The organism is Quyinboa sediminis, from assembly GCF_042219855.1.
In the GTDB taxonomy this organism is placed as follows: domain Bacteria; phylum Bacteroidota; class Bacteroidia; order Bacteroidales; family UBA5342; genus JBHJHP01.
This window is the reverse complement of sequence record NZ_JBHJHP010000006.1, coordinates 204303-215986: the sequence shown is the minus strand read 5'-3', so window position 1 is coordinate 215986 and position 11684 is coordinate 204303. Positions and strand designations below refer to the sequence as shown.

Sequence of the window (11684 nt, the reverse complement as noted above, 5' to 3'; positions counted from 1 at the left end):
ATAAAAGACCAGATAAGGCTGTTCCAAAATTAATTTTGAGACAGCCTTTATTGGTTCAATTCCGGATACAAGTTAATTAAATAACTGTCCATTTTTTATCAGCTCAACAATCCTTACAGGTCTGTAATCTTTTCAAATCCTCTAAAAAGATTCCGGTATTAATTTTTTAAATTTATCCTTCCAAAAAAATCTATTATGAAAAATTCAAAGGTTGCAGTTATTACGGGTGGAGCTCAAGGTATCGGAAAGGCCATCTGTGAGGCATTCAAAGCGCAGGGCACTACGGTTTGCACCATAGATATACAGGAAAACGACTACTTTGTCGGGGACATTGCAGATGAAACTGTACTCAGGGCATTTTCAGCCAAAGTAATCTCTGATTATGGTAAGATTGACTATCTCATCCACAATGCCTGCCTGACCAGAGGTGGTTTAAACAGTTGCAGCTACAGCGATTTTAATTATGTGCTGAGGGTTGGGGTTTCAGCCCCGTTTTTGTTAACACAGTTGTTTATGGATCATCTAAACCCGGATGCCAGCATCGTAAACATCTCTTCCACCCGGCACCTGATGAGCCAGGCTGACACCGAAAGTTATACCGCAGCCAAAGGGGGCATTAGCGCTCTGACGCATGCGATGGCTGTTACACTTGCCGGGAAAGCACGGGTGAATGCTATTTCTCCGGGATGGATTGATACCACCAATACCAAATACAAAGGGTCTAATGCAGAACAGCATCCCGCAGGCCGTGTGGGTAAACCGTCTGATATTGTAAATGCAGTACTGTTTTTATGCGATCCTAAAAGTAGTTTTATCACTGGTGAAAACCTAACTGTAGATGGTGGCATGACCAAACTGATGATTTACCACAACGATAAGGGCTGGACGTATAATCCGGAATAAGTATTAAAAGAAAACCCCGCCAGGGAACGGCGGGGCTATACTTTTCATTCAAACGTAAGGTAATTTTCTATGATGTTGTAAAGATACGCTGTTCCCGGAAAATAAAAATCACGGTTTTCCGTGAAACTTCATCTCACGGAAAACCGTTAGAAATTCCAAGTAGTTTTAAAACAGCACCATAGAACTTAAATCAAAACGCCAACATTTTAAGGAATTACAACTTTTTACTTAACTTTACTGACCACTTGAATAAGCTGAATTAAATTACGACCATGAAAAACAAAATTTACCTCACAGCATTTTTTATGCTCTTCTGTTTCTTTATTACCTTATCAGCATTTAATGAACATGCATCACCAAATACAGGTGAAACAGATCCTGGCACACTCGTCTTAAAACATTCGTATACCTTTGAAGATGGCACAGCCAAAGATCTGGTAGGAAATGCTGATGGGACATTAGTGGGTGAAAAGATTAAAATTGAAAATGGTAAATGCACGGTATCCGGTGCAGCATCGCCCACAGATGGATATCTGTCCTTTGACGCTAAAAAAATCGCTTTAAATACGTATAGCGCAATAACCCTGGAAATATATATAGAGACCGGTATTGATTTTAATGCAAAATATACGCAGCTTGCCTATTTTGGTTCATCTACCAATGGTTATAGCAGTTTATGGATACAACCAACGATGCCAGCTCCTGAAACCCGTATATCTACATATAATGATAATGCCCTGACAAATTATTCCACTGTGTATATAAATGGGATTGATTTGGATGATGGGAATAAACACCATATTGTTGGAATTTTAAGTCCTGACTCCCTATTGTATTTTCTGGACGGAGAGTTTCTCGGTAGTTCAGCAACAAATGAGAATTTCATTAGTACCTTATCTACGGAATTAGCACAACTTTTTAAGGGACCTGATGTTTGGCCGGATGCAAATTATAATGGATCAATTGATGAATTCAATATTTACGAAGGGAATATGGACAGAGCAACAATCAGAACAAATGCAGTTTCCTATTTGGGTAATCCTGTAAAAGTATGTTATGTAAGTGCTAACCGGCCAATGGCCGAAACAGCAAGCCCTGTAGATCAGGATCCAATCATTAGAATGTTGAAGGATGATCAAAAATTTATGACCTCCGTTTATATTATAGAAGATAATGTAGATATTGATCTCAGCAGATTTGATATTGCGATAGTTCAGGAAAGCATATTATCGGGGAATGATATACTTAAGCCAGGAAAATCACTTGGTCTGTCAACTATCCCAATACCATTTATTTACAATAAAACTTACGCCTTTCGCGATGGAAGAGCACTCGTAACTGGCGGTGGAATTTCAAGTACGGTCAGCGGATTATCAATTTATGTCGATCCGAATGATCAGTTTAATCCTCTGTTTAATGGAATTTCGTTTTCGGACAACTCAATCAGGATCTTCAATTCAGCAGCTGCAGATGATGGGTCTGATGGAACTAAGTCGTTTACGTATGCACAAAGTCTTACGATGAGTGGGACCAATACACTGCTGGCAACCGATGGGTCATTTGCGGCTGATGATTCAACCATATTTTTGAATGATATCCCTGCAGGAACAACCCTCGGCGACCAGACTACGCAAGCCAGAATGATTGCCTTTGGAATGAATTTTGGAACCATATGTAAAGACTATGGGACAAACCTTACTCACGATGGACTTACTCTATGGCGAAATGCAGTTTATTCACTGGCAGGACTTCAAATTCCGGTTTTTAGTGTTGATTTGAAAGAAAACCATTGCACTTCTCCTGTAAAAATCTATCCAACCATTTCATCCGGCTCATTCAATGTGAAGTTTCATGCAGGTTTGGGCATGGTAAGCATATTTAATTTATCAGGGAAAAAAATTCAGGAATTTGTGGCCGAATCAGATAACATGCAATTCAACATCAATGGAACACCGGGTGTATATATTGTAAAAATTGATTCTCAAAACAGTATCCAGACTTTCAAAGTCATAAAAACGGATTGATTTTAAAGGAAAGCAGCAACAGCTACCCTATTCATATTTATTTTCCGCTGGTACTGACTGTACCTGATACACCAAGCATTTGCAGTAAAAAATCACTCCTGTCACCGGTGCGCAACTCATTGAGGTTGTCTGCCACAATAAATCCGGGATCTTCAATTTGCAAATACTGCAGATCCTTATTAAAGGATGTTTCGTCACGAAGAAGAAGATCTAAGGTTAAGCGATAAGTCCTGTATTGCTCCGGATTTTTGTTCTCCGGTTTTGTATCCTGGAATTCGCGGTCAACCCTGTTTCTGTACTCCAGGTATAACTGCCGTGCAGAATCGGGTTTATGGTTTAATTCCAAAGCAACACCATAATACAAATACCCTTTAATATCATCCGGTCTGATCCGGATTAAATCACCCAACGTTGTTTCGGCTTTGGCAAAATTCTGAAGTTCGAGATAAAGTTTAGCCTGATTATAAAAGTAGATATAGTGTTTCCTGCGATATGATTTTGCCTTTTCCAGAAGCTCTATTGCTTTTTCTTTTGCTTCAACATCATTCACCCCCTGATGTGCACCATATACTATATTCAGAGCTCTGTCATTCAGATAGTCGCTGTACGCATATTTAAATAGCATATACGAGGGGTACAACAAAATCAAAACCGTTATCCCAATAAACTTCAAATTCTTCTTCAGATCAGTATTCATATAATGTTTGCTGTTTAATCACCGGCACTAATCCCGGTTTGTCCATCTCAGTTATTACTCCTTACATCCAGAAATCTTAGTACAGAAGCATTAAATGCATCCGGATTTTCAAGATTACTTACATGACCTGCATCAGGAATAATTTCCTGACGGGCCGCCGGTATTACATCCAGTATTTTACGATGCTTATGTGCATCCACACTCCCTGAAAGTATCATCACCGGAACTGTTATATCCTGGTTCCTGATCATCCTTTCAGCCTGTTTACCATACAGAACCCGTGCTTCCACATGCATTGGCTGCCACTGTGTCCATCTATAGATCATATCCCATAATTTTGGTTCAATGGAATTTGCATTCGGGCCGCCAGAGTGAACCAGACCATCCAACCAGCTAAATTTATGCTTTACAAGACCTTCTTCAATATACACATTTATCTTTTCCCGTTCTTTTGTAACCGTTTCTTTAGTCCAGGGCTCATCCGGTCCCGGAGAACTTCGCAGGTCACCGCTGGCTAGCGTTACTGATAAAAGTCGGTTCTGATACTTTGCGATCATATCGGTTGCAATGAATCCTCCCATAGACAAGCCAACAACATGTGCTTTGTCAATTTTCAGGTCATCCATCAGTGCCACAAGATCATCCACATGCATAAACTGTTGTCCTTCCACCTGCGAAGCTGAACGGCCGTAACCCCGTACATCGTAAACAATAGTTCTGAAATGTTTTGCAAAAACGCTGAACTGAGGATCCCATTCCGTATGATCAAACGAATGCCCATGAATAAATATCAGCGGCTCTCCCGAACCGGCTTCCTGGTAATACAAGCGGGTTTCGTTAACCACGGCATATCCCGTTTTTACAGAATCCGGCAACTGTGCTGTCTGAATAATCCGGCGGATCCAGAACGGCAGGACAGGAACGGTTAATTCTGCATCCGTATCATGTTGCTCACCGGCAGAATTCAGCCGGAACATAAAAAACCCATTTACATGATTTATGGTATCGGTCCAGGAACATACCTTTACTGATTGTTTTTCAGCATCTGAACCCGTGGCATATAAATTTTTAATACTCACCGTTCCGTTGTTATAAAGCGTTGCAATACGCTTAAATAAGCTATCCTTTTCAATCGGATCATTATTCAACTGTATACTGGTTTCAACCGAAAGTGTGTTTTTGTTGAACAGGGTAAACGCCTTTCGGTCATCTTTAAACTGTTTTTTGAGTACTGAATCTGATCCGAATGTTTTTTTGAACAGAACTATGTCATCTGCAGCCACAAATACTGCACCGGAATTTATACTTCCCTGGTTTATCCATGCATTGATCAGTGTATCCAGTGGCGAAAAATCATAATTCCTGATTGTATCAGACGGCTCAGCAACGGCTGTTTTACAGCGTAAAGAAACAGTGGATAACAGTATGGTGCAGACCACTACACTAAAAACACGGTGAATGTTCATGGATCAAAAATAATCCATAAAACACTGCCATACAAACCTGTTGTCACATTTTAAATGTTTCGCTTGTGGCCCTGTAGTAACAGGCATTCTCAATACCGTGGCAAGGCGCTTTTTTCCAGTACTTCATACCCAGCTTTTCCAGTACGCGGATGGATGCTTTGTTCTCCGGGGCTGCTCTGCCAACAATTTCCTTCAGTTTCAGTTTATCGAAACCGTATTGCATTGTTGCCCGGGCTGCTTCCGTCGCATATCCTTTACACCATTCTGACCTGAAAAAACGGAATCCGATGTCGATCATATTTTCCTCATTCAGTTTAAGTCCACACCAACCCAGAAACTCGTGTGTCGATTTGAAGATTACTGCCCACCGGCCAAATCCGTTTTTCCTGTAATCGTTGTAACTCCGAATAAACTCTTCGGCTTCTCTCACATTGGTAAAGGGCGAATCACCAGTGTAGCGTAAGACTTCCGGATCAGAATTTAACACATAAAAGGCTTCCGCATCATCGGGATTAAACTCCCTGAGGATAAGCCTTGATGTTTCTATAACAGGTGAAGAGATCATAACAAATTATCGGGATTCTGCTTTTATAACATCGTTGTAAAAGGTTTGTTTATTGGCAGAAAAACCGATGATTAAGGCTGGAATTGTCCAGACGATGCCATTAGTCAGCATCACCCCGGTATGGTTTAGCGATCCATAGAAAAAGAAAAAGAAGCCAAGGTTCAGAGATAAATGGAATAACGAAGCCACTATGCTATTGTAGGATGTTCCCCGTAGCATCCATGTTACAACCACTGATGATGAAATCGTAAACAACAGAAAAGATAACATAAATGCCACGCCGTTTGTATAAAGCTGAACATGCCACAGTCCCCAGAATATACCTGTAAATATTCCCGATACAACCACCGGAAATTTCTTTTCAAAACGTGGCTGAAGAAATCCTCTCCATCCTATCTCTTCTCCAACAGCTCCAAGAATCATCCCCGGAAGAACCGGCCAAAGTTCTGCCAGTCTTCCCTTATGCATGATCATGGGCATATCCAGCATGTTTCCGATCAGGTAAATTTTAAACAAGATTAAAAACGGAAGTATAAACGCAAGTACCATTTTATAGATGACCCATGGATCAGTCTTAATATTCAAGTTAAAATTGATTTCACGGAATATTACAGACAAAAGTAAAAATGCCAGACCCGGTGCTAGCTGAGGCAACATCACAACTGAATAGTTGAGAGAAAGCACTTCCTGTAAACCACCCAGCACAACCGTAAAAGCCAGAACTAACAGGATATAAACCAATATTCCAGCACTAAATTTCTTCATCCATTTATTTTAAATCCAGTGCATAATTACGAAATAATAATTAATTCGCCCCAATCATATTTATTTTTTTATATATGTTAAACTGCATAAATTTATAACTACCATTTGGATTTATTCGTTTAAGTAATAAATTGCATGGTCTTTGCTTAACTTTGTTGTATATGAGCAAATACAAATTCATATTTCTTTTCATTGTATATGGGCTGTTCCTGTTTCTTGCCGGGAGCAAAGCTGCTGCTATAGCTGACATTCCTCCTGTGACAATTCCACAGAAAGACACCATTTACATGAAAATTCTTCCCCAGATTGATGTCTACCCGCGTCCGGATTTCAAAAACAACAGGCAACGCAGATTATATTACCGGCTGATCAGGGATGTCAGGATTACATTACCATATGCCAAACAGGCAGCAAATATTCTGGACAGTGTAAACGACTCCCTTCAGAACATTAAAGGTGAAAAAGCCAGAAAAGAATATCTTAAAAGTGTGGAGAAGGATTTGTTTTCCGAGTTTGAACAACCGTTAAGAAAACTTACTTTTTCACAGGGCAGACTGTTAATTAAGCTGGTCGACCGTGAATGTCAGCAAAATTCCTTTGAACTCGTAAAACTATACAGAGGTGGATTTTCTGCGTTCTTCTGGCAGGGTATTGCCCGGATTTTCGGTGCGAATCTGAAAGCAGAATACGATGCCACCGGCTCGGATTTTCAAACAGAGCAGGTTGTTCGGATGGTTGAACGCGGCATCTTATAGTTAATTTGCCAAATGCCTGAGACGATTGATCAGGTCATCTCCAAGTGCTTCTTTCTTAACCATATGTTCTTTAATGGCGGCAACTGCTTCGTGTTGTTCAAAATCACCACGCACCTGTTCAAAGTCTAACTTTTTGTTGAAATCATCTCCGTCAGCTCCGAAACCAGTTTGCTTGGATAAGGTAAACTCCTTACGAGCATCTTCATACAACATTTTATCAAGACCTATCACACTATCTTTCCAGCGCTCCACAATACGAATGACATCTGCAGCCGTAAACTTATCGTAAGATTTTTTTTCTTCCTGCTCCAGGATATCCATAGCCCAGGTCCATTCGATATCGTAATACTTTTTATGCAGAAATTTAAACGTTTTATTTACTTCCTTTAAGGTTTTTACAGCGCCGTTTTCAATCCGGTCAAGCAGATCGTTAATCGCTTCCTGGGGAACAATCAGGCCTGCGAGGTCAATCCATTCGCCTTTGCCCAGCTTCTCATCCGGTTTTAACCGGTTACATATATCCTGATCTGAACTGAACTGAAGCTTTTCAAGTCTTTTTATTATGGAGTTCCCTAAAAACTTATTAATCCCAATCTGGTAAAGTTCTATACCCCGAAGCAGCGATTTTTTATCGATCACTACATTGTGAAATGTATACTGTTCTGCCCGTTCTCCTGATATTTCAAAAAGGTGTTTCAGAATAACACGGCCGGCAATCATTTTACGTATGGTAAACGGGCTCAACAGATTAAAATTAATATAGTCCAGTTTTACCGGATCCTGTCGTCGGTCCCTTCTGGGCCATTTTTGTGCATCACGAATGGTGCCCACACTTTTAAGATTTATGGCCGGAACCAAAACACTTTCATCCTTATTTTCTATGAGATACGAGAACGGAAGATCACTGGTGTCTGCATTTTTATAATGTCGCCCCATGACCAGGGTAAACGGCCCTACCTTTGCCGGCCATAGCAGATAGGAGTCACTCGTTGTTTTGGCTCCCCTCTCCATAATGCCCTGATGAATTGGACCGAGCTTGTACATATGGTTGCTCTGGTTCGATCCGCTGCCTGCATTACAAAACGAGAAGTATCCTGCAATTAACAGGGTGGACTTATGGTGCGTTACGGTAAATGGCGCAGCAAAAATAGAACATGCCTCGCCGTGATAACCTTCAAAGTTGGAGAAAAAGAGGGAGTTCTCGGCAGAATAATGTTTGCCCATTTTACATCCCTGACCCACAAAGCAACTTTCCAGGATTACTGACTCCGCAATCTTGGAGCCCGACGATACGATGCTGTCCTCAATTTTAATCCCACAGCCCAGAAACACCGGATCGTGTGCATTGCTGTTAATACTGGCATTCTTAATAAAGCTTACACCCTCAATCACTGCATTGTCCCCTATTCTGACATTTCTTAAAAACTGACAGTTTCTGATACTGGCTGATTTGCCGATGGTTCCCATATCTGACGTTACCGATTCGGTATAGTCATCAATCATCTGATAGAGGCGATCAATAAGCTTCGGCCGATAACGGTAAAGTGCAATAATATAGGCCAGATGCGCGGAGAGGTAATCAAACACCGGAACTTCGCGTCCCCCTGTTTCGTTCAGCACTTTAGCTTGCACGCCATTGCCGAACGATGATTTTTCTGTCACCTCAATGATGTCCACATTCTCAATAATGGTCTCATCACCAATATAGTAATTGGCAATGTGGTTCCTTATTTTATGGATATAGACATTATCTCCAAGGACACAATTATGTAAAAAAGCACCTGAAACAGATGAAGGTCTTTTAATACCACTGGAAAACAGATGATCTTTTTCAAGAATACCTATTTTTATATGACCTGAGAACTGTGTTTTTTTAATCCTGTTCGGATTAAAACCATCTTTAACCATTACAAGATCCCAGTCCTCACACTGGCAATCATGGGCTTCAAGTATTTCTATCTCAGAAGGATGTAGATTTCTGTAGTTCATAGAGTCTCTTTGACTTAAAAACGGAATTTAGTAATTTTTATTTCCCTTTGTATCCCAACAACTTAACCGTTTTTTTGTTTTTATTATAGTAACAAAGATATAACCTTAGTAATTATGATTAAAAAAATTTTACTTATTCTCGCCATAATCATAGCCGGAGTGGTTATTTGGCTGGCGGTTATTGATGGTTCGTACCATGTGAAACGGACTGTTAAAGTTGATGTTCCTGTATCAAAAGCCTATGCATTTATTGCAGATTATAAAAACTGGAAAGACTGGTCGCCATGGCTGATCATGGAAAAAGATGCCGAAATGAACTATACCGGCGAACCCGGGACACTGGATCATGGGTATTCATGGAAAGGGAAACTTACAGGATCAGGTGAAATGACCACAACCAAATTAATCCCCAATGAGCTCATCGAAGAGGGATTATACTTTAAAGAACCGTTCCCGTCAAATTCTGATGTATACTGGACTTTCAGTGGTGATTCAACCAAAGCAGAGATCACCTGGGGCATGAAAGGCAAAATGCCGTTCCTTTTTAAATTTATGGCTAAGCAGATGGAGCCCATGATTGGGATGGACTATGAGCGTGGTCTGAGCATGCTTAAAGAAAAACTGGAAACCGGTAAAGTGAGTTCAGAAGTGAACGTTCTGGGGGTAGAAAATGTGGATCAGCAGAATTATATAGGTATTGAAGGAGAACTTGAATTTGAAGCCCTGGATACCTTTATGAATAATGCCTATATCCGCTTAGCCGATGTGATTAATCAGCACCCTAAGCTGGAAGTTGCAGGATCTCCTCTCAGCATTTACAACGACTTTGGAATGGATGGAGGTCCGGTACATATTATTGCAGCTATCCCGGTTCAGGGTGAAATAACTGAAATGGAAGGTATAGTTTCAGGTATGCTACCTGCAGGAAAAGCACTGAAAGTGCAGCACCTTGGGAAATATGAAAATACAGGCAACGCATGGTCTGCAGCCTTTAGCTTTATCCGATACAACAAACTGAAGGCAGATAACTCAAAACAGGCTTTCGAAATTTATACCACTGACCCGATGGTAGAACCCGACCAGGATAAATGGGAAACCATGGTTTATGTGCCTTTAAAACAATAAATATAACACGAAAAGCAATCAGGGTATCTTCAGGGGTACCCTGATTATGTTTTAAAATCCGGCCTTTCTGTTAATTTCACTCATCAGAAACCGGCTCATTTTATAGAGGTAACGTTTATTTTTATAGGCAACTACCCAGTTAATTCCGCGCATTGCATTCGAGATGAACACTTCGTCAGCCGTTAAAAGATCTTCCGGAACCAGACGGTCACTCTCTTCAACGTCAATATTCTGCTCACCGGCAATTTCAAGCAATACACGTCTCATCACTCCATCAACACAACCAGTGTTCAAAGATGGTGTAAATAATTTGTTGCCTTTATAAAGGAATATATTTGAAGACAAAGCCTCTACCAACACATTTTTTTCATTCAGAATAAGGATGTCATCAAGTTTTCGCTGTTGCATGTTTATCCCGGCAAGCACTGCTAATAGCGCACTGCTGTTCTTAAAATTTCCAATGGGGGAAGATGACTTAAAATGATCCTCAAATGTATCGATAAAAAGACCTTTATCGTTCAGCACAAATTTATGATCGGCTACCGGTTCAGCTTCTATAAGAAAATCAACTTCACTGGTCTGAGGTGTATATTTTCCACCCTCTTTTCTGAAAACTGAAACACGAACGCTGTTTCCGTTAAACAGTTTATCAGCCTTTATCAACCGTTCTGCAGAATCCCTCAGGAACGTTTTACTAAGGATTCCCGGAACCATGCGAAAGACATCCATCCCATGGTATAATCTTGCATAGTGGTAATCAAAAAACGGCATTCGGGTCCCGTGACTTCGTATGGTTTCAAAAAGACCATCACCATAACGAAATGCACGGTTTTTAAGGCCAATTGTAAAATCTTTGGCAGGAAATAATTCACCGTTAAAACTTATGTGTCTCATCACGCCCTGTGTTCATCTAATATTTCCTGGCATACAGGAAGAAGATCGGTATTCGTGGCTATTTTAATACAGCGCAGTTTCGATTTCTGGCCGGCCTGCATATCCCTTTCATTATCGCCTATCATATACGATTTGGTTCTGTCAATACGAAAACGTGAGATTGCCTTTTCAATGTTCAGATTCCCCGGTTTCCGGCAAAGACAGCGCTGTATATCACTGTGATGAGGACAATAATAAATCTCTGTTAAAGTGACACCAAACTTTTTCAGCTGATTCCGCATTTCAAGATGTACCTTTTCCACATCGGCTATGGTGTATTCACCTTTTGCCACACCGCCCTGGTTTGTAATAACAATAATCATAAACCCGGCATCCTGAAGAAGCTTAAGTCCCTCACCAACGCCCGGATTCAGTTTAAAATCTTCGGGTTTATATATGTAATAATGCCCGGCATCGCTGTTTATCGTTCCGTCCCTGTCAATAAAAATAGCCTTCCTCATC

General features: G+C 40.6%; 11 protein-coding genes. 4 read left to right on the top strand and 7 right to left on the bottom strand.

Annotation, left to right across the window (positions count from 1 at the left end; translation table 11 throughout):
* Nucleotides 1-195 precede the first annotated feature (195 nt).
* Complete coding sequence (locus ACE1EF_RS15290) at nt 196-903, top strand: SDR family oxidoreductase (RefSeq protein ID WP_375721552.1); 708 nt, start codon at nt 196-198, stop codon at nt 901-903.
* A gap of 272 nt (nt 904-1175) precedes the next feature.
* Nucleotides 1176-2927 (top strand): LamG-like jellyroll fold domain-containing protein, encoded by a 1752-nt coding sequence (locus ACE1EF_RS15285; RefSeq protein ID WP_375721551.1) that lies wholly within the window; start codon nt 1176-1178, stop codon nt 2925-2927.
* 37 nt (nt 2928-2964) lie between these two features.
* Here the strand turns inward: ACE1EF_RS15285 and ACE1EF_RS15280 are convergent, their stop codons facing one another.
* Genes ACE1EF_RS15280 through ACE1EF_RS15265 form a run of 4 tightly spaced genes read right to left on the bottom strand, consistent with a single transcriptional unit; the run spans nt 2965 to nt 6420 of the window.
* Nucleotides 2965-3624: a tetratricopeptide repeat protein gene (locus tag ACE1EF_RS15280; protein WP_375721550.1), complete on the bottom strand. Its 660-nt coding sequence runs from the start codon at nt 3622-3624 to the stop codon at nt 2965-2967.
* A gap of 47 nt (nt 3625-3671) precedes the next feature.
* Complete coding sequence (locus ACE1EF_RS15275) at nt 3672-5090, bottom strand: alpha/beta fold hydrolase (RefSeq protein ID WP_375721549.1); 1419 nt, start codon at nt 5088-5090, stop codon at nt 3672-3674.
* A gap of 43 nt (nt 5091-5133) precedes the next feature.
* A complete protein-coding gene (locus ACE1EF_RS15270; RefSeq protein WP_375721548.1) occupies nt 5134-5655 on the bottom strand; it encodes a GNAT family N-acetyltransferase in 522 nt (173 codons plus the stop codon).
* A 6-nt stretch (nt 5656-5661) separates the two neighbouring features.
* Nucleotides 5662-6420 (bottom strand): CPBP family intramembrane glutamic endopeptidase, encoded by a 759-nt coding sequence (locus ACE1EF_RS15265; RefSeq protein ID WP_375721547.1) that lies wholly within the window; start codon nt 6418-6420, stop codon nt 5662-5664.
* Between the two features lie 161 nt (nt 6421-6581).
* On the opposite strand from ACE1EF_RS15265, the gene ACE1EF_RS15260 reads away from it, so the two are divergent.
* Nucleotides 6582-7175 (top strand): DUF4294 domain-containing protein, encoded by a 594-nt coding sequence (locus tag ACE1EF_RS15260; protein ID WP_375721546.1) that lies wholly within the window; start codon nt 6582-6584, stop codon nt 7173-7175.
* Here ACE1EF_RS15260 and ACE1EF_RS15255 read toward each other — a convergent pair whose 3' ends face one another.
* Complete coding sequence (locus tag ACE1EF_RS15255) at nt 7176-9164, bottom strand: DUF4954 family protein (RefSeq protein WP_375721545.1); 1989 nt, start codon at nt 9162-9164, stop codon at nt 7176-7178. It abuts the gene before it with no gap.
* Between the two features lie 114 nt (nt 9165-9278).
* On the opposite strand from ACE1EF_RS15255, the gene ACE1EF_RS15250 reads away from it, so the two are divergent.
* Nucleotides 9279-10289: an SRPBCC family protein gene (locus ACE1EF_RS15250; RefSeq protein WP_375721544.1), complete on the top strand. Its 1011-nt coding sequence runs from the start codon at nt 9279-9281 to the stop codon at nt 10287-10289.
* Nucleotides 10290-10340: 51 nt separating this feature from the next.
* Here ACE1EF_RS15250 and ACE1EF_RS15245 read toward each other — a convergent pair whose 3' ends face one another.
* Nucleotides 10341-11183, bottom strand: a complete 843-nt coding sequence (locus ACE1EF_RS15245) for an aminotransferase class IV (RefSeq protein ID WP_375721543.1) — start codon at nt 11181-11183, stop codon at nt 10341-10343.
* Nucleotides 11183-11683 carry a D-glycero-alpha-D-manno-heptose-1,7-bisphosphate 7-phosphatase gene (locus ACE1EF_RS15240; protein ID WP_375721542.1) on the bottom strand — a complete coding sequence of 167 codons (501 nt, stop codon included), beginning with the start codon at nt 11681-11683 and terminating at the stop codon, nt 11183-11185. The genes ACE1EF_RS15245 and ACE1EF_RS15240 overlap by 1 nt, the downstream gene beginning before the upstream one ends.
* Between the last annotated feature and the right edge of the window lies 1 nt (nt 11684).

Coding starts and splice junctions, on each gene's coding strand:
- ACE1EF_RS15250 (WP_375721544.1), top strand. CDS start 9,279: ATGATTAAAAAAATTTTACTTATTCTCGCCATAATCATAGCCGGAGTG.
- ACE1EF_RS15265 (WP_375721547.1), bottom strand. CDS start 6,420: ATGAAGAAATTTAGTGCTGGAATATTGGTTTATATCCTGTTAGTTCTG.
- ACE1EF_RS15245 (WP_375721543.1), bottom strand. CDS start 11,183: ATGAGACACATAAGTTTTAACGGTGAATTATTTCCTGCCAAAGATTTT.
- ACE1EF_RS15285 (WP_375721551.1), top strand. CDS start 1,176: ATGAAAAACAAAATTTACCTCACAGCATTTTTTATGCTCTTCTGTTTC.
- ACE1EF_RS15275 (WP_375721549.1), bottom strand. CDS start 5,090: ATGAACATTCACCGTGTTTTTAGTGTAGTGGTCTGCACCATACTGTTA.
- ACE1EF_RS15290 (WP_375721552.1), top strand. CDS start 196: ATGAAAAATTCAAAGGTTGCAGTTATTACGGGTGGAGCTCAAGGTATC.
- ACE1EF_RS15270 (WP_375721548.1), bottom strand. CDS start 5,655: ATGATCTCTTCACCTGTTATAGAAACATCAAGGCTTATCCTCAGGGAG.
- ACE1EF_RS15255 (WP_375721545.1), bottom strand. CDS start 9,164: ATGAACTACAGAAATCTACATCCTTCTGAGATAGAAATACTTGAAGCC.
- ACE1EF_RS15260 (WP_375721546.1), top strand. CDS start 6,582: ATGAGCAAATACAAATTCATATTTCTTTTCATTGTATATGGGCTGTTC.
- ACE1EF_RS15280 (WP_375721550.1), bottom strand. CDS start 3,624: ATGAATACTGATCTGAAGAAGAATTTGAAGTTTATTGGGATAACGGTT.
- ACE1EF_RS15240 (WP_375721542.1), bottom strand. CDS start 11,683: ATGAGGAAGGCTATTTTTATTGACAGGGACGGAACGATAAACAGCGAT.